This window comes from Streptomyces sp. NPDC047880, from assembly GCF_040706515.1.
Classification (GTDB): Bacteria; Actinomycetota; Actinomycetes; order Streptomycetales; family Streptomycetaceae; genus Streptomyces.
This window is the reverse complement of record NZ_JBEZOK010000004.1, coordinates 1-22872: the sequence shown is the minus strand read 5'-3', so window position 1 is coordinate 22872 and position 22872 is coordinate 1. Positions and strand designations below refer to the sequence as shown.

Below are 22872 nucleotides of genomic sequence, written 5' to 3'. Positions count from 1 at the left end.
GCCCGGGAGGGGGCCCCTGGGCGCCGGGCACTTGTCGGGTGAGAGACAATGGAGGCTCTGTCAGGGCGGGTTGTATGAGGGGACGCATGTCGGAGGCGGAGCGGGCGGGCACATCTCGTCAGGACACTCGTCAGGACAACAGGGAGCGTCTCCTCGCGGGGCGCTACCGGCTGGGCAAGGTGCTCGGCCGGGGCGGCATGGGCACGGTGTGGCGGGCCGAGGACGAGACCCTCGGCCGGACGGTCGCCGTCAAGGAGCTGCGCTTCCCGTCGAACATCGACGAGGAGGAGAAGCGGCGGCTGATCACGCGGACGCTGCGCGAGGCCAAGGCCATCGCGCGGATCCGCAACAACAGCGCCGTGACGGTCTTCGACGTGGTGCAGGAGGACGACCGGCCCTGGATCGTGATGGAGCTCGTCGAGGGCAAGTCGCTCGCCGAGGTCATCCGGGAGGACGGCCTCCTCGAGCCGAAGCGTGCCGCGGAGGTCGGGCTCGCGGTCCTCGACGTGCTGCGCTCCGCCCACCGCGAGGGCATCCTGCACCGTGACGTGAAGCCGTCGAACGTGCTGATCGCCGAGGACGGCCGGGTCGTGCTCACCGACTTCGGCATCGCCCAGGTCGAGGGCGACCCGTCCATCACCTCGACCGGCATGCTCGTCGGCGCGCCGTCCTACATCTCCCCGGAGCGGGCGCGCGGGCACAAGCCGGGCCCGGCGGCCGACCTCTGGTCGCTCGGCGGCTTGCTGTACGCGGCGGTGGAGGGCGCACCGCCGTACGACAAGGGGTCGGCCATAGCGACTCTCACGGCCGTGATGACCGAGCCTCTGGAGGAGCCGAAGAACGCGGGTCCGCTGAAGGACGTCATCCACGGGCTGCTCACCAAGGACCCCGCCCAGCGGCTCGACGTCGCGGGCGCCCGGGCCATGCTGAACTCGGTGCTGCACGCGCCCGAGAAGGCCGAGCCCGAGGCGATGGACGCGACGAAGGTCGTGCCGCTGCCCGCACAGCCGGACAGGTCCTCGCGCAAGGGGAGTTCGGCGGGCAAGCGCGGCGAGGAGGCCGGGGAGCGGTTGCGCGGCGCGCTGCGTTCCGTGCGCAAGGCCGCCGCGGGACCTGCCGCCGCGGGATCGACAGCGGCTTCCGCCAAGTCCGCTGCCGCCAAGTCCGCTTCCGCCGAGACCGGTGCCGACGAGGCCGCCGCCGGGCCGGCGGGTACGGCCTCCTCCGCTTCGGGCGGTGGCGCGGGCCGGTCCGGGGCCACGGGCGGGTCCGTGGCGCAGTCGGGTCCCGGGGCGTCCGCGCGCGGCGGCGAGCAGAGTGGGCCGGAGACGAAGACGGCCTCCGGGGGGCGCAGTTCCGGATGGCCCGTGGTGCCGCCGCCGGACCTGCCGCCGCGGCCGGTGCCCCGGGCGCCGCTCACCGACGTGGTGCCGCGGCGGACCCTGATGATCATCGCGGTGGTCGTGGTGCTCGCCGTGATCGGCACGGTGCTCGCCATCGTGCTCAGCGGTGGCGACAAGGGCTCGAAGGGGGCCTCCGGCGAAGGCGGCGGGAAGACCGTCGCCTCGGCGTCGAGCAGCTCCGACACCAAGAGCGACAAGAGCGACGCCACGCGCACGGACGGCGCGGAGAAGCAGCCGGCACCGTCCGGGCCGTCCACGGACGGCGAGACGGGCGGCCAGGCGAGCGGTTCCTCGGACGAGCGCGGCTCGGGCGGCAAGGGGACCGCCGCGGAGTCGACCCACCGGGGCGACCAGGGGTACTCGATCGGCCTGCCCAAGGGCTGGACGTACCAGTCCACGGGTGCGGCGGGCGACCGCTTCACCGGGCCCGACGGGCAGAAGCTGCTCATCGCCTGGACGTCCACGCCCAAGGGCGACCCCGTGGCGGACTGGAAGAACCAGGAACGCTTCATGGTGCGCGCGCAGTACAAGAAGATCCGCATAGAGAAGGTGGGCTACCGCGACTGGAACACGGCGGACTGGGAGTTCACCTACGCCGACGGCGGCACCAAGTACCGGACCATCGACCGGGGTTTCGTGGTCGACGACCGGCAGGGGTACGCGCTGATGTACACGGCGAAGGCGTCCACGTGGGACGACGCGCTGCGCAAGGAGACGTGGCGGACCCTCACGAAAACCTTCGAACCCAAGTCCTGAGCATGAGGACCCCAGGGTTGGGGGAGGGAGATCTCGCATCCCCGCATGCGGGTTGCCTGCGGCACGTATCGTAAATGTTTGCGGACCGTGCGCAGCCGAAACGGACCGTGGGGCGAACGGATGTGACCGACCGGGCTGCCGGGGGAGGCAACGTGGACGACTACGCGGGTCGGGTGCTGGCCGACCGCTACCGCCTGCCGCTGCCGCCGTCCGACGAGTACGAACTCACCGAGACCCGGGCCTTCGACACCTACAGCGGACAGGAAGTCCTGGTCCGGCAGGTCCCGTTGCCCGAGGTGGTCGAGGCCGAGGTCCTCGACGCGGAGGGGCTGCCCGAGGGCTTCACGGCACGTGACGGCGGCGGGCGGCGGCCCGGCGGCGCGCGGGGAGGCGTCCGCAGGCCCGCGGACCCGGTGGTGCGACGCGCGGTGGAGGCGGCGCAGGCCGCTGCGGCCATTCCCGACCACCCCCGGCTCGACCAGGTCTTCGACGTGTTCGCCGAGGGCGGTTCCCTGTGGATCGTCAGTGAACTGGTGGCCGCGCGCCCGCTGGCGGCGCTGCTCGCCGAGAAGCCGCTGACGCCCTACCGGGCGGCCGAGGTGGCCTCCGACGTCCTCATGGCCCTTCGGGTGCTGCACGCGCACGGCTGGGTGCACCGGAACATCACCGCGCGGACGGTGCTCGTCTGCGACGACGGCCGGGTGATGCTCACCGGGCTGGCGGTGGGCGCGGCGGAGGAGGCCCTGTGCGGCTACGACCCCGTTCCGGAACCGGCGTCCGAGGAGTCCGGGCGGGAACCGGGGCCGGAGAGCGCGGGGCCGGTCCACGGCGCCGCTGTGCCGGGAGCCCCTGGGCCGGCCGGTGGCACGAGTGACCCCGAGGCCGCGCGGCGCGCTGCCATAGAGGCCCGGGAGGCCGGAGGACTGCCCTCGGCGGGGAGTGAGAGCACGGGCGGTGGCCGTGTCGTGCCGGCGCGCGGGCCGGCGGAGGACGGCCGGGACCCGCGGGCGGCGCGGGCCGGTGCCATCGCGGCCTACCGGGCGGGTGCCCGGGCCGCCGCACGGGTGCAGGAGGTGCGGCAGAGCGGGCGAGCGGCCCTGCCCGGAGCCCGCCCCGCCCCTGACGGCGGCGTCGCGCCCTACGGCGACGGACCGGCGCCGTCGCCGTACATCCCCGGACAGGGTACGGCCCCCGGAGCCGTACCGCCGGGGCGGATCGCGGACCCCTACGGGGTGGGCGGTCCGCGGTCGACCGCTTGGCACGGTGCCACGACCCGCGGCACGACCGGTGGCGCACCGGCGCCGCGGGGCGGGGAGCGGGCGGCACTCCCGCCCGCCCCGGACACCGTGTCCCGGGGCGAGCACACCCGGTGGGACGATCTGGTCGCCGACACCCACGCGCCCCGGCGCGGTCCGGCCACGGCGCTGGCCGCCGAGCGGGCGCGGCAGGCCCGGATGGCCGTCGTCGGGCCGGTGACCGAGCGCTGGGCGCCGGAACAGGCCGGACCCGTCCACGAGAACTGGCAGTTGGCCGCGCCTATCGGTCCCGCCACCGACCTGTGGGCGCTCGGCGCGCTGCTCTTCAGGGCCGTGCAGGGGCACGCGCCCTACCCGGAGGAGTCGACGGCCGAGCTGGTGCAGATGGTGTGCGCCGAGCCGCCCGCGTACGCCGAGGAGTGCGGGCCGCTGCGGCCGGTCGTGGAGTCGCTGCTGCGTCAGGACCCCACCGAGCGCCTCGACTTCGAGGAGGTGCGCGGCTGGCTGCGCTCGCTGGTGCGCTCGGCGCCCGAGCCGGAGGCCGGGGTACACGTCGTCCCGGCGCCGCCCGTGGACGCCGGCCGGCTGCCCGTCGTACGGCGCCGGGGCGAGCTGGTGCGCCGGCGGAAGGCGGGGCTGCCCGCGCACCACGGTCGGCACAAGCGGGCCAGGAAGGAGTCCGGTTCCCCGCGCCGCCTCGGCCGCACCCTGCTCGTGCTGGTGCTGCTCGCGATGGCCGCGGCGATCGCCTACGCGATGCTCTTCATGCCCAAGTCGGACGGCGAGCGCACGGACGGCGCGGACCGTACCGGGGCGGCCGGCGAGGCGAGCCGGGCGCCCGAGCCCGATGCCAGCAGCGAGCCACGGCCCGAGCAGACCTCGCCCGAGCCGGCCAAGAGCCCGTCGTCGTCGGCAGGCACCACCGAGACGCAGACCACCGGCCCCGATGTCGCCGGAGGTTTCACCCTGCGCAAGGACGCGGCGGGCTTCCAGGTCGCCGTCGCCAAGGGCTGGGACCGCACCACGCGCGACGGCGGCCAGGTCGTCTACGCCAAGGGCGACTTCGAGCTCATCGTCGTCGCGGGCCGGGACAGCGCCTCGGAGTACGGCCGTGATCCGATGGCCTACCAGCGGGAGAGGGAGCGCGAGTTGCAGCCGTACCGCGACTCCAGCTGGGCCACCTCCACCGGTCTGAAGACGATCGAGGTGGGGGGAAGGACCATGGCCGAGGGGCAGTTCACCTGGACCGGCGGGGACGGGGGCGAGCTGTACGTCCGCAACCTGGCGATGCTGGTCGAGGGGCGCTACCACGTGGTCCAGGTGCGCGGCCCGGAGTCCGATCGGGACGAGGTGACCAGGCTGTACGAGCAGGCGGCGGCGACGTACAAGGCGACGAAGTGAGCGACCGGCGCGCCGCCTGTACGCCACAGTTCACACTCTGGTTGCCTCACGTCCCGGCAGGCGACAACCGTCACAGTGCGGTCACCGTGGTACCCCGCTTGTTCCCTGGGTGAGGGCGGGTCCTTACGCTGACCCTGTCAAGACCATTGCGGGGCAACGTGAATCAGATGCAGGGCCTGCTCGTCGCGGGCCGCTACCGGCTGGCCGAATCCATCGGCAGTGGCGGCATGGGCCGGGTTTGGCGTGCGCATGACGAGGTGTTGCACCGGTCGGTCGCCATCAAGGAGTTGACCGCCGCCCTGTACGTCTCCGAGAGCGAGCAGTCGATCCTGCTGGCGCGCACCCGGGCCGAGGCCAGGGCGGCCGCGCGGATCAACCACTCCGCGGTCGTCACCGTGCACGACGTACTGGAGCACGACGGCCGTCCGTGGATCGTGATGGAGCTGGTCGAGGGCCGTTCCCTGGCCGACGCGGTCAAGGAGGAGGGGCGCGTCGAGCCGCGCGAGGCGGCGCGCATCGGCCTGTGGGTGCTGCGGGCTCTGCGGGCCGCGCACATCGCCGGCGTCCTGCACCGCGACATCAAGCCGGGCAACGTCCTGCTCAGCAGTGACCGGCGCGTGCTGCTCACGGACTTCGGCATCGCGCAGATCGAGGGCGACACGACCATCACGCGCACCGGAGAGGTCGTCGGCTCGGTCGACTACCTGGCGCCCGAGCGCGTCCGTGGCCACGACCCCGGCCCTTCCTCGGACTTGTGGGCGCTCGGCGCGACGCTCTACACGGCGGTGGAGGGCCGGTCGCCGTTCCGCCGCACCACCCCGCTGACCACCATGCAGGCCGTGGTCGAGGAGGAGGCCGCCGAGCTCCGGCACGCCGGTCCGCTCGAACCGGTCATCACCGCCCTGCTGCGCAAGGACCCGGCCGCCCGGCCCGACGCGTCCGAGGCCGAGCACATGCTCGCCGAGGCGGCGGAGGGCCGACGGCCCAACGGGGCGCAGGCGTACGTGCCGACGCAGTACGGGGGGACGGCACCGTACCGGGACCACCACAGCGGAACGGGCACCGGGACGGCCGCCACCGGCACGGGTACGACCGGCACCGGTACGACCGCCTCCGGCCCGTTCGCCAGCGGCTCGGGGTCGCACCCCGGGACACCGCTCCCGCCGCCGGCCGGCACCGCGGCCGGGGGGACGTCCCCGGCCGGTACCCGGCCGTACGGTCAGAACGGAGCCGGACGAGGCGCGACGGGCCCGCAGCCGACCGGCTCGGGCCGGCGCCGCCGGCTGCGCACCCTCGCCCTGGTGGTCGCGCTCGCGGCCATCATCGGCGGGGGCACGGCCGTGGTGCTCCAGCAGTGGAACAGCCCGTCGCAGGGCGACGGCTCCGGCTCGACGACGTCCACGAGCACACACGCGGCCGGAGGATCGGTTCCGGACAGCTGGGTCCGCTACGAGGACCCCGTCGGGTTCAGCCTCTACCTGCCGAAGGGCTGGAAGCGAAAGCCCTTCGGCCCGCAGGGTGAGATCAAGCAGATCGACTACTCGCCCGACGGCGGCCTGCACTTCGTCCGCATCGCCATCGACACCTCACCCGACTTCGCCGACGCCAAGTCCCACCAGGAGGATCTGGAGCAGCAGGTCCAGAGGCTGGTCGACTACAAGCGGGTGACCATGGAGGAGAACACCTACCGGGACCGCGAGGGCTCGCTGTGGGAGTACACCTGGACGGCGCTGGCCAAGGACCCGCCCTACGTCGCCGGGCCGCGCCACGCCATGGAGGAGACGTACTTCTCGCGGGACGGCGTCGAGTACGCGATCTACATCTCCTCGCCGGAGAAGGACTGGGCGCAGACGAACAAGCAGTTCAAGTGGGTACTGCAGGGATGGCAACAGCCGCGGCAGGTGGGCTAGTCGGCGCCTGCTAATCTGCCCACCGGCATGATGTGAACATGTCGTGACCACGTGAATGACCCCACGTGAGCGACCATGACGGGGAGCAGAATTGAAGAAGATCATCAGCCAGCTGCTGGCGATCGCCGCGGCCACCGTGGCGATTCCCGCACTTCTGGTCACGCCCGCAGCGGCGGCCGACAGGTGCGGGGAAGGCTACGCGGACAAGGACAGCAGCGCCTGGCGCGCCACGGGGAGCGGCGGCAACATCCGGTCGGGACCCAGCACGTCCTGCTCCATCGTGGGCAAGGCGAGCAGCGGCCACAGGCTGGACTACCACTGCTACCTGTACTTGGACGAGGCGTACTTCTGGACGTACCTGCGGGACGACAGCACCGGCAAGTACGGCTGGGTCCGCGGTGACCTCCTCTCGGACCACGGCAGCCTGAAGCACTGCTGAGCGACCCGCCGCCCGGCCCGTGCCGGGCGGCGACCGGATTTCGTGGGCGTCGACGCCGTCTGCGGCATGATGGGGCTCATGGGGACCGAGGGAGCGAACTTCCGTGTGGTCGCGGGGCGTTACCGCTTGGAGGAGAGGCTCGGTCGCGGCGGCATGGGAGTGGTCTGGCGGGCGACCGACCAGCTCCTCGGCCGGAGCGTGGCCGTCAAGGAACTCCCCTACGACGAGACGCTCTCCGCCGCGCAGGCGCGCCGCCGGCGGGACCGTACGCTGCGTGAGGCCCGGGCCGTCGCCCAGCTGAGCCACCCGCACATCATCGTCGTCCACGACGTCGTCGAGGACGGCGAACGCCCCTACATCGTCATGGAGTTGGTCGAGGGCGGCTCGCTCGCCGACCGGCTCGCCCACCAGGGGCCGGTCGACGCCACCGAAGCGGCCCGCATCGGCATCGCCCTGCTCGGCGCACTGAGCGCCGCGCACGCGGCCGGGGTGCTGCACCGCGACCTCAAGCCGGACAACGTGCTGCTGGAGGCCGGCACCGACCGGGTCGTTCTCACCGACTTCGGCATCGCCCAGGTCGCGGGCACCCCCACGCTCACCGAGAACGGAGCCTTCGTCGGCTCGCCGGAGTACACCGCGCCCGAGCGGATGTCCGGGGTCAGGACCGGCCCCGAGTCCGACCTGTGGTCGCTGGGCGCGCTGCTGTGCGCGGCCCTCAGCGGCGAGTCGCCGTTCCACCGCGACTCGCTGGGCGGCATCCTGCACGCGGTCGTCGTGGGTGACATCCAGCCGCCCGCACAGGCCGGCCCGCTCCTGCCCGTCGTACGGGGCCTGTTGGAGCGCGATCCGGACCGGCGGCTGGACGCGGGCCGGGCGGAGCGCATGCTCCGGGCCTTCCACGGCACGGGCCGTACGCCGCCGGTGCCGCCGCCCGCCTATGCGCCGACGGTGGGTGCCGTATCGAGCAAACGGCCGTCGGTCCCCGCCCTGCGGCAACTGTCCGTGCCGCAGGCCGACCCGCCCGGTCCGCACCGGCCGGAGGAACCCTTCCTCCGGCAGCCCGCGCGGCGCGCCCTCATCGCGGCGCTGCTGGTCGTGGCGATGGCCGGAGCCGGGGTGTCCGCGGCGGCGCTGCTCAGGGAGGGCGGCAAGGGGGACGGCGGCCCCACCCCGACGAGTTCCGCCTCGACGACACCGAAGTCCTCGTCGCCCCGTCAGGCCTCGCCCAGCACGCCGTCGTCAGGCCCGTGACCGCCGAGCACGCCCCCGTCGCACCCGTGACCGCCGGAGCCTGCCGAAGACCCCGTCCACCCCGAGGGCCCCGCCGAGCATGCCCGCGCCCGGCCGCTTGGCCGTCGGAGCCTGCCGGAGACCCCGTCCACCAGGCACCCCTCGAACGCTCTCGCGCCCGGCCCGTGACCGGCGAGCGCGCCCGATGCCCAGCCCGTGACCGCCCGATCCCGTACCGCCACATAGGCGGAGAAGAGCGGCGGATCGACGTCACGGGTCTGTGACCGGCTCGCGTCCTTTGTGGATCCGCGGGCGGTTGGCGCGGTATGGATGAGCCCATGAGCAACAGTGGGGGAGCCCGGTCCGGGGCCGACGAGCCGACGAGTTTTGTCCTGCAACCACCGAACCGGCAGGCGCCGGTGCCGGGCAATCCCTACGCCGTGTCACCCCCGTCGCCCGCGTCGCCCACGCAGGCCACGCCGGCCGGGTCGGCCCAGGCGTCCGAGGGTCCCGGTGCCGGGCGGCTCATCGCCGGGCGCTACCGGCTGCTGGCCAAGCTCGGGCACGGCGGTATGGGCACGGTGTGGCGGGCCGAGGACGAGACGGTCGGCCGGGAGGTCGCCGTCAAGGAGCCTCGCGTCCCGGACCACCTTCCCGAACGCGAACGCGTCAACGCCTTCGAGCGGATGCGTCGCGAGGCCCGGGCCGCGGCCCGGCTCGACCACCCGGCCGTCGTGAACGTCCACGACGTCGCGGTCGTGGACGACCAACCGTGGATCGTGATGGAGCTGGTGCGGGGCCGCTCGCTGGGCGACGCGCTCCAGGAGGGAACGCTGTCCGCGCGCGAGGCCGCCCGGATCGGCCTGGAGGTGCTCGGCGCGCTGGAGGCCGCCCACGCGGCGGGCATCCTGCACCGCGACGTGAAGCCGGACAACGTGCTGCTCGGCCGCTACGACCGGGTCGTCCTCACGGACTTCGGGATCGCCCAGATCGAGGGCGAGACCAGCCTGACCGACACCGGCGGCTTCGTCGGCTCACCGGAGTACATCGCGCCCGAGCGCGTGCTGGGGCAGCGCCCCGGCCCGGCGAGCGACCTGTGGTCCCTCGGCGTGGTGCTGTACGCGGCGACGGAGGGCGTCTCGCCGTTCCGCCGCAGCAACACCCCCGCCACGCTCCAGTCCGTCCTCAACGCCACACCCGCGCCACCCGCCTCCACCCAGGGCCCGCTCGGCGAGGCCATCCGCGGCCTGCTGGACAAGGACCCGGCCCGCCGCCCGGACGCCGCACGGGTACGGGCCCTGCTGGAGGCGGCCGCGAACCCGCCCGCAGCGCAGCCCACCCAGCCCGTGCGGGTCACGGGCCAGGGCGAGGACGGCGGCGGCGTTCGGCTCGGCCGCAAGGCCTGGCTCGGACTGGGCGCCGTGGCCGTCGCGGCGGCGGTGACGGTGTACCTGGTGATCGCGGACCCGTTCGCCGGGCCGCTGCCCGGGGGCTGGGAGACCAAGCAGGAGAAGGCCCTCGCCGCGTCGCTCGCCGTCCCCGCCGCATACCAGCGCACCGTGCCCGACCGGGAATCCGACCAGAGCCACTGGGTGAGGTACACCGACTGGAGCGGCAGCATCTGGATCGCCCTTTCCCTGGAGAAGAAGGCCGAGGACACCGGCGGCAACATCGCGGGCTCCGCGGCCGCCGAGATGTACGACGACGACACCCGGTTCAAGGAGAGCGGCAGCTACGAGCTGGACATGGACGAGGGTCCGAAGAAGACGGATCCCCAGGACACCACCTACCGGGACAGGAAGGCCGCCCGGAACACCGTCCCCTTCAAGACCGACGACAGTGAGAACCCCCGCCCCCGGGAGGCCCAGATCTTCTACTACCGGACCCCCGGTGGAGACATGTACAAACTCACCGTCAGCTACCCGCGCGACAGTGATTTCACCGCGCGGGGACGCGAGGTGGCGAGCACGGCGATCGCGAACCTGGACATCGACGGGACCTGACCCCGGCGGTCCAACACCGTTGAAAACGGCCCGCGTCGACAATCCGCCGCCCCGCGGGGTACTGATGGGGCATGAGCAACGACGGGGGCGGGACGGACGCCGCGCTGGGCCGGCTGGTCGGTGGGCGCTACCGGCTGGTCGAACGCATCGGTGCCGGCGGCACGGGCACCGTCTGGCGGGCCCTCGACGAGCACGCGCGGCGTGAGGTCGCCGTCAGACAACCCCGCTTGCCGGGCGACCCGGACACCGACAGCCACCGGCGGGCGGCCCACCGGCTGCACCGCGAGGCCCGGGCCGCAGCCCGCGTCGACCATCCCGCCGCCGTCACCATCCACGACGTGGTCGTCGAGGCGGAGCAGCGGGACGAACGACCGGGCCCCATCGGCCCCGACGAGCTCGACGTGGCCGAGGCGCTGGACGGACTCCCCTGGATCGTCATGGAGTTGGTGCCCGGCGAGTCCCTGCGCGAGACGCTCGGCCGGGGCCCGCTCGCCGTGCCCGAAGCCGCCCGGATCGGACTCGCCGTCCTCGGTGCCCTGCGCGCCGCGCACTCCGTCGGCATCGTGCACCGGGACGTGAAACCGGCCAACGTGCTGCTCGCTCCGCACGGGCGCGTCGTCGTCACCGACTTCGGCATAACCCAGGTACAGGGGGACGACCCGCTCACGGTGAGCGGGTCGTCCGCATCCGGCTCACCGAAGCCCGCATCCGGCGCGCCGGAACCCGCAAGCAGCGCGTCGAAGCCCACATCTGGCGCGTCGGAACCCGCAAGCAGCGCGTCGGAACCCGCAAGCAGCGCGTCGGAACCCGCAAGCAGCGCATCGAAACCCGCATCCGGCCCACCGGAACCCGCAAGCAACGCACCGGAGTCCGTCGCCGGCCCACCGGAGTCCGGCGCCGCACCGCCGACGTCCGCCGCCCCACCGTCGAAGGCCGCCGCCCCACCGGAGTTCGTCGCCCCCGAGCGGATCTCAGGCCGCACCGCGGGGCCCGCCTCCGACTTGTGGTCCCTGGGCGCCCTGCTGTACGCGGCCGTCGAGGGCTCCTCGCCGTTCCTGCGGACCACGCCGGAGGCCACGCTCGCCGCGGTCCTCGCCGCCGAGCCGCCCGAACCGACGCGGGCCGGCCCCCTCGGACCGCTGATAGCCCGGCTGCTGGTCCCGGACCCCGACCACAGGCCGGCCGCGGACGAGGTCGCGAAAGAACTGGAAGCGGTGGCGGGACCCCTGCGGACCGAGGACCTGCGGGCGGCCGAACACCCGGGGAGCTCCGCCGGCCCGACCGCACCACCATCCCACCCGGTCCCCGCCGCTCCGGCCGCACAGCCTGACGCCGTCCCCGGCGACCTGCCAGCCCCCGTGCTCGCCGGGGCACCCGCGCAACCCGCCCCGGCGCAACCCGACTCCGCCCTCACGCAACCCGACCCCACCCCAGCGGAGCACAATCACCCCGACCACCCCGACCCCGTCCCCGCCAAGCGCCAGAGCCTCCTCCGCCCCGGCCCCCTGGCTCTCCTCTCCGCCCTGCTCGCCGGGGGCATAGGCGCCGTCACCCAACTCGCCGACACCAGCAGTGCGGAGAGTGCCGGACAGGCCACCGACGTGGTCGGCGCAGCCGATGCCTGGACCCCGCATCCCGAGCCGGAGATGGCGGCCGTCCTCCACCTCCCCGGCCACTACCGGCCCCTCGGCCGTACCGGCGGAGCGACCGACCAGCCCCGCACCGTGCACTACGGCAACGCGCCGGCCGGTACGGTCCAGGTCCGCCTCCTCACCTGGGACGAGGCCCCGGCCGCGCCGATGGAACAGGCCAGGGCGCACGACGCCGGGGGAGAGACCCGGTACGCCCGCACCACCGTCCAGGGCCATGAAGCCGCACTCGCCGACACCGCGTACGAGCGGGGCGGGACGCCCAGGCGGCTCCTGCGGGCGGTTGTGCGCACCGACGACGACCGCCTGTACGAACTCCGCGTCGACATGCCCCGCGGCACACCGGAGGAGGAAGAGGGCACCTCGGTGTTCGAGGGGGCCCGGGAGCGGCTCGGGATCGTAAAAGGCTGAATCACACACCCGTTACCGCACAACGTCCTGATCAGCGTGTTTGTTGCCAGCAGTCACTGGCGTCGTGTGTGCGGTCGGTGAAGCCGTATTACCGACGGGTACCCAAAGCCTCCGTCGCGGCATACCCTGCGCCTCATGACGGACGCGCAGGCCGCCGAGAAGACGGCAGAGACCGGCACGGCACAGACCGGTACGAACCCCCTCGCCCCCGCCCCGGAGGGCGCCCGCACCGCCGCGGACGTGGTCACGCCCGAGCTGGTCGCCCAGCTCACCAAGGGCGTGGTCGGCTCGGGCCGGACCGCCAACCACACGCCGTTCACCGGTGAGAAGCTGGCCGACCTCCCCGAGTCGACGCCCGAGGACGTGGCGAGGGCCTTCGAACTGGCCCGTGCCGCCCAGGCCGTGTGGGCGCAGACCCCCGTACGGCAGCGCGCCGCCGTCCTGCTCCGCTTCCACGACCTGGTGCTGGAGCGCCAGGCCGAGGTGCTCGACCTGATCCAGCTGGAGACCGGCAAGGCCCGCCTGCACGGCCATGAGGAGGTCCAGGCCGTCGCGGTCGCCGCCCGGCACTACGGCCGCAAGGCCCCCGCCTACCTGCGCCCCAAGCGGCACGCCGGCGCCATGCCGACTCTCACCAAGGTGACCGAACTGCGCCACCCGCGCGGGGTCGTGGGCCAGATCGCCCCCTGGAACTACCCGCTGGAGCTGTCGGTGGGCGACGCGCTCCCGGCGTTCGTCGCGGGCAACGCGGTCGTCATGAAGCCGGACACCGAGACCTGCCTGACCGCCCTGTGGGCCCGCGACCTGCTCATCGAGGCCGGTCTGCCCGCCGACGTCTTCCAGGTCGTCCTCGGTGACGGCCCGGTCGTCGGCCCCGAGGTCGTCCGGCACGCCGACTACGTCTCCTTCACCGGCTCCACCCGCACCGGCCGCGAGGTCGCCCAGGGCGCCGCCGCCCGGCTGGTCGGCGTCTCCCTCGAACTCGGCGGCAAGAACGCCATGCTGGTCCTGGAGGACGCCGACATCGAGAAGGCCGCGGCCGGAGCCGTCCGCGCCTGCTTCTCCTCCGCCGGCCAGCTGTGCATATCCATCGAGCGGCTCTTCGTCCACGAGTCGATCGCGGACGCCTTCCTGGAGCGCTTCGCCGCCCGGACGAAGGCGATGCGCCTCGGCACGTCCCTGTCGTACGGCGCCGACATGGGCTCCCTGGTCGGCGAGCGGCAGCTCGAGACGGTCACCCGGCACGTGGAGGAGGCCGTGGCCAAGGGCGCGAAGCTCGTCGCGGGCGGTGTCGCACGCCCCGACATCGGCCCGTACTTCTTCGAGCCCACGATCCTCGACGGAGTCGTCACGGACATGTCCGTCTGCGGCGAGGAGACCTTCGGCCCGGTCGTCTCGGTCTACCGCTTCGAGGACGAGGACGAGGTGATCGAGCGCGCCAACGCCACGGCGTACGGCCTGAACTCCTCGGTGTGGACGAAGAACGGCCGCCGCGGCCAGGAGATCGCCGCCCGTCTGCGCACCGGCACGGTCAACATCAATGAGGGGTACGCCCCCGCGTACGGCAGCGTCCAGTCCCCCATGGGCGGCATGAAGGACTCCGGCCTCGGCCGCCGCCACGGCTCCGAGGGCATCCTCAAGTACACCGAGGCGCAGACGGTCGCCCACCAGCGGGTGCTCCCGATGGCTCCGTCCCTGGGCATGGACGACGAGAAGTACGCGCAGTTCATGAGCAGGAGCCTGCGCCTGATGAAGGCTTTCCGGTTCCGGTAGACGACCCTCGCTTCAGCCACTCGAAGGGGAGACGGCACGTGCCTCAGGACGCTTACGACTACGACGTCATCGTCGTGGGTTCCGGCTTCGGCGGCTCGGTGACCGCCCTGCGCCTCACGGAAAAGGGCTACAAGGTGGGTGTCCTCGAAGCCGGTCGCCGCTTCACCCGTGAGTCCCTCCCGAAGAACTCCTGGGACCTGAAGAACTACCTGTGGGCGCCGAAGCTCGGCATGTACGGCATCCAGCGCATCCACCTGCTCGGCAACGTCATGGTCCTGGCGGGCGCGGGCGTGGGCGGCGGCTCCCTGAACTACGCCAACACCCTCTACGTCCCGCCGAAGCCGTTCTTCGAGGACCCCCAGTGGCGTGGCATCACCGACTGGCAGGACGAGCTGGCGCCGTACTACGACCAGGCCCGGCGCATGCTGGGCGTACGGCTCAACCCGACCATGACCCCCTCCGACGTGCACCTGAAGGCCGCCGCGGAGCGCATGGGCTGCGGCGACTCCTTCCACATGGCCCCGGTCGGCGTCTTCTTCGGCGACGGTGAGGACGCCGACGGCTCGGCGAAGGCCGAGCCGGGCCAGGAGGTGCCCGACCCGTACTTCGGCGGCGCGGGCCCGTCCCGCAAGGCCTGCGCGGAGTGCGGCGAGTGCATGACCGGCTGCCGCCATGGCGCCAAGAACACCCTCAACGAGAACTACCTGCACCTCGCGGAGAAGGCCGGCGCGGTCGTCCACCCCATGACCACGGTCGTGTCGGTCACCGACGACTCGCGCGGCGGCTACGCGGTCGCCACCCTGCCGACCGACCGCGGCCGCAGGGCGAAGGGCCGCACCTACACCGCCCGCAAGGTCGTCCTCGCCGCCGGCACCTACGGCACCCAGACCCTGCTGCACCGCATGAAGGCGGGCGGCCAGCTGCCGTACCTCTCGGACAAGCTGGGGGAGCTGACCCGCACCAACTCCGAGGCCCTGGTCGGCGCCCAGACCGACGACCGGCGCTACCGCAAGGCGCACGGCGCGCCGAAGGCCGACTTCACGCGGGGCGTGGCCATCACGTCCTCCATCCACCCCGACGCCAACACCCACATCGAGCCGGTCCGCTACGGCAAGGGCTCCAACTCGATGGGCGGCCTGTCCATCCTCCAGGTGCCGTACGCGGGAACGAACTCGGGCAGCTCGCGGGTCCTGGGCTTCCTCGCCAACGCGGCGAAGCACCCGCTGCTGGTGCTGCGTTCGCTGTCGAACCGCCGCTGGTCGGAGCGGACCATCATCGGCCTGGTGATGCAGTCGCTGGACAACTCCCTGACGACGTACCTGAAGCCGTCGGGCGTCGGCCGCGGCCTGCTCACCGCCCGGCAGGGCCACGGCGCCCCCAACCCCAAGCAGATCAAGGCCGCGACGGAGGGCGCCTCGGCACTGGCCGCCGAGATCAACGGTTTCGCCGGCTCCAACGTCGGCGAGCTGATGGGCACCCCGCTCACCGCCCACTTCCTCGGCGGCTGCCCCATCGGCGACTCCCGCGACTCCGGCGTGATCGACCCGTACCACCGCCTCTACGGCCACCCGGGCATCTCCGTCGTCGACGGCGCCGCGGTCTCCGCCAACCTGGGCGTCAACCCGTCCCTCACCATCACCGCCCAGGCCGAACGGGCGATGTCGTACTGGCCCAACAAGGGCGAGCCCGACCAGCGCCCCGAGCAGGGCACGGCCTATGTGCGGCTCCAGCCGGTCGAGCCGAAGTCCCCGGCGGTCCCGGCGGAGGCGTTCGGCGCGCTGCGGCTGCCGTTCCTCGGCATGCCGGCCGTACCGCCCAAGAAGTAGCCGGGATCCTCACCAAGAAGCGACACAGAAGGAAGACGACACAGAAGAGGGACCTGCGCCCCCCTCCGAGCGCAGGTCCCTCTTCTGCTGGTGCAACGGCCTCCCGGCCGCTACGGCTTACGCCTGCACGCCGGCCTTGCGGCGACGGACGACGAAGATCGCACCGGCACCGGCGACGACGGCGGCACCGCCGACCAGGCTGATCATCGGCAGGGCGGAGCTGGAGCCGGTCTCGGCGAGGCTGCCGGTGACCTCCGGCGTGTCACCGCTCGGCTTCTCGTCGGTGACGGGCGCCTTGCCGCCTTCCTGCGGCTTGGTGCCGTCGGTGTCCGTACCGGCGGAGACGATCTGGAACTTGTACGACACGTCACCGAAGCCGGTGCACTCGGCGTCGTTGTCGCCGTAGATCGTCGCGCCGAGCGAGAAGCCGGCGCCGACCGGGGCGGACTTGCTCACGTTGAGGCGCAGCGGGATGTCGACCTCGTAGTCGGGCTTCAGCTCGTCGGTGTAGCCGACGTAACCGACCGCGTAGCCGCCCTCGTTGAGGTCGACCCAGGTCTTGTCCTGGGGGTCCCAGGCCTGGAGCTGGACCTGCTTGCTGGTGAACAGCTCCTCGCCGTTCTTGTCGGGGGAGGCCCCGGCGAAGAAGTCGAGGTCGTTCAGGGTGGAGTCGGAGTTGTTGAGCACGTTCAGCGAGAACTTGTGCCAGCCGCTACCCGCCGCGATCTTGCCGGGAAGGCCGGAGATGCTGACGTCGACCTTGGTGTCCTCGCACACCGAGGGCTCGGGGTCCGGGGACTCCGACTCCTCCGGCTCGGAGGCGCTCGGCGACGGGGCGGACTCGCTCGCGGACGCGCTCGGCGAGCTGGACGTCTCGGGAGCGGACGCGCTCGCGGACGTGCTCGGAGCCGGCGTGGTGCTCGCGGCGGGCGTGGACTCGGAAGCGGAAGGCGAGGCCGACGTCTCGGGAGCGGACTCGCTCACGGACGCGCTCGGCGTAGGCGTGGTTTCATCGGTCGCGTACGCGGCCGGTGCCGCGAGCAGAGCCACCGGGGCTATGACCGCCGTTGCGGCCGCTGCTGCCATGGCGCGGCGAAGCTTCATGAAGACCTCGGAGAGTCCGGCGTACCGCGGGATGCGGCACGAACGTTGGGGGAGGCCTCCGCGTGTGGGGCGCGGGAGTGGCCCTTGGTTCGGCAGGTTTGATCCGTGAAACCTGTGAATGGTTGTGCTGGCACTCACAGAATTCTTATGTGTGCTGGGTCACATTCAAGATCTTCTTGTGAAGGCGCGTGCCACGCGCTTAGATCTTGGGTTCGTGCCTGACAAACCGTCCGACGATTCGTCGTCGGCCTCCGGGCTCCCCGACGACGTCTGGGAGCAGTTCATCCGCGACACCGAGCGGGACATCCGCTCCTCCGCCCCGAAGGAGCCGTCCGCGCGAGCCCGCATGGTGACCGAGCGGCTGCGTGACCAGGACGCCCGGGGTGAGCAGCCGCCCGGGTGGCGTACCGGCCCGGCGCGGCAGGAGATGCACGGCCGGGCGGCCCGGCGCCGCAAGGTGTGGGCGGTGCTCGGTGTGACCGTCGCGGCGGCCGTGGTGGTGGTCGCACTGAAGCCGTCGCTGCTGCCCGGCGACCCCTTCGGCACCGGGGAGCCGCAGGCGGCCGAGGCCTCACCGCTGCCCGACGAGACGGCCAGGCCCACCGCCGCGCCCGGCGCGTCGGACCCGGAAACCCCCACCCTGGACCGGCCGTTCGCCGGCTCCCCGGCCCTGCGCTGGGCCGACGGCGAGGCCGGCATCGTCCTGCCGGAGGCGAAGGCCGTCGGCGCGGTCTCCGCCGGCCGGGTGGAAGAGGCCCTGAAGCTGACGAAGAAGCTGCTCGTGGGTGCCAACCTCGACCCGAAGACCGTACGCGGGGCGCGCCCCGCTGCCGCGCTCTCCGTGCTGGACCCCAAGCAGCCGGAGCTCCTCGACGAACTCGGCACCGGGCTGCGCTCCCCCAGCAGGGACCACGACCCGGTGACGCTGTTCAGCCGCTTCGACCCCGACGAGGTGCGGCCGGCCGGCGACGTGATCAAGACCCGCGGACGCATGACGTTCACGAAGGGGACGCAGGGAGGTGTCGCGGTGCGCGCCGACTACACCTTCGTCTACCCCGTCGTGCGGGCGGACGGGCCTCCCGAGGTCACCCGCACCATCGTGCGCAGGGTCCTCGACGTCGAACTCGCCGACCCCGCCCGGTACAAGGTCACACCGGGCCGGCTGCTGCTGGTCGAGTACGACCAGGAGATAGGCAACTCCGCCTGTGACGTCCACGACGGGTACCTGCATCCGGGGTTCTCGCCGAGCCGGTCCGAGGGCCCGGACCCGAGTGGTCCGGCGACGGACCCGTACGACCGGAGCAGGGACATCGAGCGCGGCGACGGCGACGACTGCGGGACGGTGACCCGCACCTGACCGGACAGTGCCGCGCACCTGACCGGACGGTGCCTCGTGCCTGGCCTGAGGCACGGTGAGCGGCGTCCGGGCAGAGCGAGCGAAGGGCCCCGCGGGGTGGAGCCGCGGGGCCCTTCATCTCGTCAGCACCGACGTCAGGGCAGCGCCGGTGCCTGGAAGCGGCGCCGGGGGGTTGCGCCGCTGGTCTGTACCTCTGGCAGAACGGCAATGCGGGTGTCCGCTGGGGGACTGGACTGCGTACGCATCGTGCTGGATGAACGCGGCGCCCGCAACCGTTTGACCCAGACTTGTGCATTTATGCAGGGTCCGCCGGTCGGCCCCGGGCGTCCCCGGGGCCGACCGTTCTCTTGGTGACCGGGCTGCTGTCCCCTGCCGTCCGGCCACTTCCCTGGAGCGAGGTCCCACGACGCACGGCACGATCCGTGCGTCTCATCGCCCCAGTGAGCCACGCGTGGTTCTTTCGGGCCCGCCCCTGGCTGGCACGGACACCGGGACCAACGACGCGGTGCGGGGGCGGTCACGCGCCGGACGGGTGAGAGCGATGCGTACGTCTGTCCCGGGAACAGGAGGCCGGTCCCGGAGGCTTCAGATCCTGCGGCTTCAGATCTTGCCGCGGCACAGCTCCAGCAGGGTCATCGCGAGCGCGGTCCCCGGCCTGCCCAGCGCCTCCCTGTAGTGGCCGAGGACGTCCATCTCGCGGGAGAGGTTCACGCGCCGTCCGCCGGAGGCGATCCGCGCCTCCTGGATGACGGCGGAGACGGCCACCCGTTCCTGGATCAGGCCGATGATCCGGTCGTCGAGCGCGTCGATCCGCTCGCGCGCGCCGGTGATCACGTCGGCGGCCTCGGGAGTGCGGGCGCCGGTCACGTCGATGGCGGTCATGGGGGGCTCCTCGTCGTCGGGGCCGCCCCGGGGCGACACGGCCCGGACGACGACAGCGCCCCGGGCCTTGTCGGCCCGGGGCGCCTGGGAAGTCGCTTGTCAGTTGCTCAAGCAGCACGACCATGGCGTCCGGCGGGCCGGATGCCATAGGTAAAGACGAACGTCTGCTGCTGGAACATGGGGGCAAGTATGCACCTCGGTCCGGGGCCGTCCAAGCCGGTTCGCATCCTGAGACGGGGCGGTCGTCCGGTGCACGGAAGGAGCCCGGCGGCCCCCCGGTAGAATCGGGTGGCACAAGACCCCCGCCCCACCGCCGGAAGGCACCCCGTGTCATCAGCGACTCCCGCTGCCAACGCCGCCGACACCGTCCTGGTCGTCGACTTCGGCGCGCAGTACGCCCAGCTCATCGCCCGTCGCGTCCGCGAGGCGCGGGTCTACAGCGAGATCGTGCCGAGCACCATGCCGGTCCAGGAGATGCTCGCCAAGAACCCCGCGGCGATCATCCTCTCCGGCGGTCCCTCGTCGGTCTACGCGGAGGGCGCGCCCAGCCTGGACCGCGAGATCTTCGAGGCCGGCGTCCCCGTCTTCGGCATGTGCTACGGCTTCCAGCTGATGGCCAGCGCCCTCGGCGGCACCGTCGACAACACGGGCGCCCGCGAGTACGGCCGCACCGACCTGCACGTCTCCAAGGTCTCCTCCACCCTCTTCGAGGGCACCCCCGCCGAGCAGCCCGTCTGGATGTCGCACGGCGACGCCTGCTCCGCCGCCCCCGAGGGCTTCACCGTCACGGCCTCCACGGACGTCGTACCGGTCGCCGCCTTCGAGAACGACGAGAAGAAGCTGTACGGCGTCCAGTACCACCCCGAGGTGATGCACTCCACGCACGGGCAGCAGGTGCTGGAGCACTTCCTCTACCGGGGCGCGGGGCTCACGCCGAACTGGACGACCGGCAACGTCATCGAGGAGCAGGTCGCCGCCATCCGCGAGCAGGTCGGCGACCGGCGCGCCATCTGCGGCCTGTCCGGTGGTGTGGACTCCGCGGTCGCCGCGGCCCTCGTGCAGAAGGCCATCGGCTCCCAGCTGACCTGCGTGTACGTCGACCACGGCCTGATGCGCAAGGGCGAGACCGAGCAGGTCGAGAAGGACTTCGTGGCCGCGACCGGCGTGCAGCTGAAGGTCGTGGACGCCGAGGAGCGGTTCCTCAAGGCGCTCGCCGGGGTCTCCGACCCCGAGGAGAAGCGGAAGATCATCGGTCGCGAGTTCATCCGGGTCTTCGAGCAGGCCCAGGCCGAGATCATCGCCGACCAGGGTCCGGCCGTGGAGTTCCTGGTCCAGGGCACGCTCTACCCGGACGTCGTCGAGTCCGGCGGCGGCACCGGCACCGCCAACATCAAGTCCCACCACAACGTGGGCGGCCTGCCCGAGGACCTCGAGTTCAAGCTGATCGAGCCGCTGCGCAAGCTGTTCAAGGACGAGGTCCGCATGGTCGGCCAGGAGCTCGGTCTGCCGGAGGAAATCGTCCAGCGCCAGCCGTTCCCCGGCCCCGGCCTCGGTATCCGCATCGTCGGCGAGGTCACCAAGGAGCGCCTGGACCTGCTGCGCGAGGCCGACGCCATCGCCCGCGAGGAGCTCACGGCGGCCGGCCTGGACCGCGACATCTGGCAGTGCCCGGTGGTCCTGCTCGCCGACGTCCGCAGCGTCGGCGTCCAGGGCGACGGCCGCACCTACGGCCACCCCATCGTGCTGCGCCCCGTCTCGTCCGAGGACGCCATGACGGCCGACTGGTCGCGCCTGCCGTACGAGGTCCTCGCCCGGATCTCCACGCGCATCACCAACGAAGTGAAGGACGTCAACCGCGTGGTCCTCGACGTGACCTCGAAGCCGCCGGGCACCATCGAGTGGGAGTGATCCCAGAGCTGACTCCTAAGTGCGCTTGATCGTGCGCAGCGGAGTGCCGGGCGTCCAGACCTGGACGACGAGGTACGTGTCGTCCTCGATGTAGGTCCGCACGACCTCCGTCAGCTCGGTGCGGAAGAGGTGGAACGGCTCCGGCGGTTCCACCTCTTCGACGTATCCGGCCTTGGTCTCCATGTCGTCGACCTCGATCGCCCGGCCGCTGATCCGGACGTCGCCGCCGCCCATGCCCGTGCCCGCGCCGGGGTTCGCCTGGAGCGCGAAGCGCGGGTCGCGGCGCAGGTCGAGGGCCTTGAGCGAGTCGGGCATCATGCCGAGCCACAGTTCGCCGCTCAGGAACCGCACCTCCAGGCCGCTGGTGCGGGGCGAGCCGTCCTTACGGAGGGTGGCGAGGATGTGATGCGTGAAGGCACCGAAACGCTTCTCCACGGTGCCGGCCAGATCCGGTTCGGCCGCGGCGAAAGCCGCCCAGTTCGCTGTCATGGGAAGAGTGTCGCGCCGAATTCCGACATCCTCTGTCGGCTATTCGTGGGGTACGGGAGCCAGGGGGCACTCGCATGGGCACAGGGTGCTCGCAGGGGCGCTCGTGGCATCTTCACGAACCGCTCCTGTTCTTCCCGGCCTCACGGACGGTAATTTCCGCCCGTAAGCAGAACCAGTGCTGGAGGACCTATGCACGGGCCCACGCCGCCCCTGCCGCTGCCCACCGACCGGCTGCGATTCGCCATGCCGCCGATGCACGAGTCGGTCGAGGACGAGCGCCGGCACCGCAAGGAACGGCTCGCCGGCGCCCTGAGGATCTTCGGGCGGCTCGGCTACGAGGACGGCGTCTCCGGGCACATCACCGCCCGCGACCCGGAATTCACCGATTGCTTCTGGGTCAACCCGTTCGGGATGCCCTTCCGGCACGTCACCGTGAGCGACCTCGTGCTCGCCAACCAGGACGGCCAGGTCGTCCAGGGCGCCTACCACGTCAACCAGGCCGCCTTCACCGTGCACGCCCAGGTGCACGCCGCCCGGCCGGACGTGGTCGCCGTCGCCCACTGCCACTCGGTGCACGGCAGGGCGCTCGCGGCCCTCGGCGAACTGCTGGAGCCGATCACCCAGGAGAGCTGCGCCTTCTACGAGGACCACGCCCTCTACGACACCTACACCGGCGTCTCCGTCGATGCCGAGGAGGGGCGGCGCATCGCGGAGGTGCTCGGCTCCCGCAAGGCGCTCGTGCTGCGCAACCACGGGCTGCTGACCGTCGGCGACTCGGTGGACGCGGCGGCCTGGTGGTTCGTGTCGATGGAGCGCTCCTGCCAGGTGCAGCTGACGGCGCACGCGGCCGGGCGGCCGGTCCGGATCGAGCACCGGATGGCGGTGGCGACGCGGGAGCAGCTGGGCGGCGACCTGGTGGCGTGGATCAACTACCAGCCGATGTGGGAGGACGTCAGCCGGAGCGAGCCGGGGCTGCTCGGCTAGGCCGTTTCTGATGGCTCTTGGTGGGCTGGGTGGATCTCGTGGTGGGCCGGGCAGGATGCCCGTATGGTGCGGCGACACGAACTCACGGACG

At 72.4% G+C, this 22872-nt stretch carries 15 protein-coding genes; 12 read left to right on the top strand and 3 right to left on the bottom strand.

Annotation, left to right across the window (positions count from 1 at the left end; genetic code table 11):
• Positions 1-86: 86 nt before the first annotated feature.
• The 9 genes from AB0937_RS07820 (at position 87) to AB0937_RS07780 (ending at position 16057) form a co-directional block, all read left to right on the top strand.
• Complete coding sequence (locus AB0937_RS07820) at positions 87-2159, top strand: serine/threonine-protein kinase (RefSeq protein ID WP_366710268.1); 2073 nt, start codon at positions 87-89, stop codon at positions 2157-2159.
• 152 nt (positions 2160-2311) lie between these two features.
• On the top strand, positions 2312-4816 hold the full coding sequence (locus AB0937_RS07815) for a protein kinase (RefSeq protein ID WP_366710267.1): 2505 nt from the start codon (positions 2312-2314) through the stop codon (positions 4814-4816).
• Positions 4817-4983: 167 nt separating this feature from the next.
• Positions 4984-6726: a serine/threonine-protein kinase gene (locus AB0937_RS07810; RefSeq protein WP_366710650.1), complete on the top strand. Its 1743-nt coding sequence runs from the start codon at positions 4984-4986 to the stop codon at positions 6724-6726.
• Between the two features lie 91 nt (positions 6727-6817).
• Positions 6818-7165, top strand: coding sequence for an SH3 domain-containing protein (locus AB0937_RS07805; RefSeq protein WP_366710266.1), 348 nt, complete (start codon positions 6818-6820; stop codon positions 7163-7165).
• A 78-nt stretch (positions 7166-7243) separates the two neighbouring features.
• Complete coding sequence (locus AB0937_RS07800) at positions 7244-8416, top strand: serine/threonine-protein kinase (RefSeq protein ID WP_366710265.1); 1173 nt, start codon at positions 7244-7246, stop codon at positions 8414-8416.
• Between the two features lie 317 nt (positions 8417-8733).
• Entirely contained in the window at positions 8734-10398 is a 1665-nt protein-coding gene (locus AB0937_RS07795; protein WP_366710263.1) for a serine/threonine-protein kinase, read from the top strand.
• A gap of 71 nt (positions 10399-10469) precedes the next feature.
• Complete coding sequence (locus AB0937_RS07790) at positions 10470-12458, top strand: protein kinase (protein WP_366710262.1); 1989 nt, start codon at positions 10470-10472, stop codon at positions 12456-12458.
• Positions 12459-12593: 135 nt separating this feature from the next.
• The gene (locus tag AB0937_RS07785) at positions 12594-14231 is read left to right on the top strand and encodes a succinic semialdehyde dehydrogenase (RefSeq protein ID WP_366710260.1); all 1638 of its coding nucleotides are present in this window, start codon (positions 12594-12596) and stop codon (positions 14229-14231) included.
• A gap of 38 nt (positions 14232-14269) precedes the next feature.
• Positions 14270-16057, top strand: a complete 1788-nt coding sequence (locus AB0937_RS07780) for a GMC family oxidoreductase (RefSeq protein ID WP_366710259.1) — start codon at positions 14270-14272, stop codon at positions 16055-16057.
• Between the two features lie 117 nt (positions 16058-16174).
• Here the strand turns inward: AB0937_RS07780 and AB0937_RS07775 are convergent, their stop codons facing one another.
• The gene (locus AB0937_RS07775) at positions 16175-17161 is read right to left on the bottom strand and encodes an LAETG motif-containing sortase-dependent surface protein (protein WP_366710258.1); all 987 of its coding nucleotides are present in this window, start codon (positions 17159-17161) and stop codon (positions 16175-16177) included.
• A gap of 214 nt (positions 17162-17375) precedes the next feature.
• Here AB0937_RS07775 and AB0937_RS07770 point away from each other — a divergent pair, with 214 nt between their 5' ends.
• Positions 17376-18518 (top strand): hypothetical protein, encoded by a 1143-nt coding sequence (locus AB0937_RS07770; protein WP_366710257.1) that lies wholly within the window; start codon positions 17376-17378, stop codon positions 18516-18518.
• A 600-nt stretch (positions 18519-19118) separates the two neighbouring features.
• Here AB0937_RS07770 and AB0937_RS07765 read toward each other — a convergent pair.
• Positions 19119-19400 (bottom strand): chorismate mutase, encoded by a 282-nt coding sequence (locus tag AB0937_RS07765; protein ID WP_366710255.1) that lies wholly within the window; start codon positions 19398-19400, stop codon positions 19119-19121.
• 327 nt (positions 19401-19727) lie between these two features.
• On the opposite strand from AB0937_RS07765, the gene guaA reads away from it, so the two are divergent.
• Positions 19728-21308 carry a glutamine-hydrolyzing GMP synthase gene (guaA, locus tag AB0937_RS07760; protein ID WP_366710254.1) on the top strand — a complete coding sequence of 527 codons (1581 nt, stop codon included), beginning with the start codon at positions 19728-19730 and terminating at the stop codon, positions 21306-21308.
• 15 nt (positions 21309-21323) lie between these two features.
• Here guaA and AB0937_RS07755 read toward each other — a convergent pair whose 3' ends face one another.
• Positions 21324-21797, bottom strand: coding sequence for a pyridoxamine 5'-phosphate oxidase family protein (locus AB0937_RS07755; protein ID WP_366710253.1), 474 nt, complete (start codon positions 21795-21797; stop codon positions 21324-21326).
• A 189-nt stretch (positions 21798-21986) separates the two neighbouring features.
• Between AB0937_RS07755 and AB0937_RS07750 the strand changes: the two genes are divergently transcribed.
• A complete protein-coding gene (locus AB0937_RS07750; protein ID WP_366710252.1) occupies positions 21987-22781 on the top strand; it encodes a class II aldolase/adducin family protein in 795 nt (264 codons plus the stop codon).
• The last annotated feature ends 91 nt before the right edge of the window (positions 22782-22872 follow it).

What these genes read in the sequence shown, in the direction of transcription:
- AB0937_RS07820 (WP_366710268.1), top strand. Translation starts at nt 87, where the DNA reads ATGTCGGAGGCGGAGCGGGCGGGCACATCTCGTCAGGACACTCGTCAG.
- AB0937_RS07790 (WP_366710262.1), top strand. Translation starts at nt 10,470, where the DNA reads ATGAGCAACGACGGGGGCGGGACGGACGCCGCGCTGGGCCGGCTGGTC.
- AB0937_RS07810 (WP_366710650.1), top strand. Translation starts at nt 4,984, where the DNA reads ATGCAGGGCCTGCTCGTCGCGGGCCGCTACCGGCTGGCCGAATCCATC.
- AB0937_RS07750 (WP_366710252.1), top strand. Translation starts at nt 21,987, where the DNA reads ATGCACGGGCCCACGCCGCCCCTGCCGCTGCCCACCGACCGGCTGCGA.
- AB0937_RS07785 (WP_366710260.1), top strand. Translation starts at nt 12,594, where the DNA reads ATGACGGACGCGCAGGCCGCCGAGAAGACGGCAGAGACCGGCACGGCA.
- AB0937_RS07755 (WP_366710253.1), bottom strand. Translation starts at nt 21,797, where the DNA reads ATGACAGCGAACTGGGCGGCTTTCGCCGCGGCCGAACCGGATCTGGCC.
- AB0937_RS07795 (WP_366710263.1), top strand. Translation starts at nt 8,734, where the DNA reads ATGAGCAACAGTGGGGGAGCCCGGTCCGGGGCCGACGAGCCGACGAGT.
- AB0937_RS07800 (WP_366710265.1), top strand. Translation starts at nt 7,244, where the DNA reads ATGGGGACCGAGGGAGCGAACTTCCGTGTGGTCGCGGGGCGTTACCGC.
- AB0937_RS07775 (WP_366710258.1), bottom strand. Translation starts at nt 17,161, where the DNA reads ATGAAGCTTCGCCGCGCCATGGCAGCAGCGGCCGCAACGGCGGTCATA.
- AB0937_RS07765 (WP_366710255.1), bottom strand. Translation starts at nt 19,400, where the DNA reads ATGACCGCCATCGACGTGACCGGCGCCCGCACTCCCGAGGCCGCCGAC.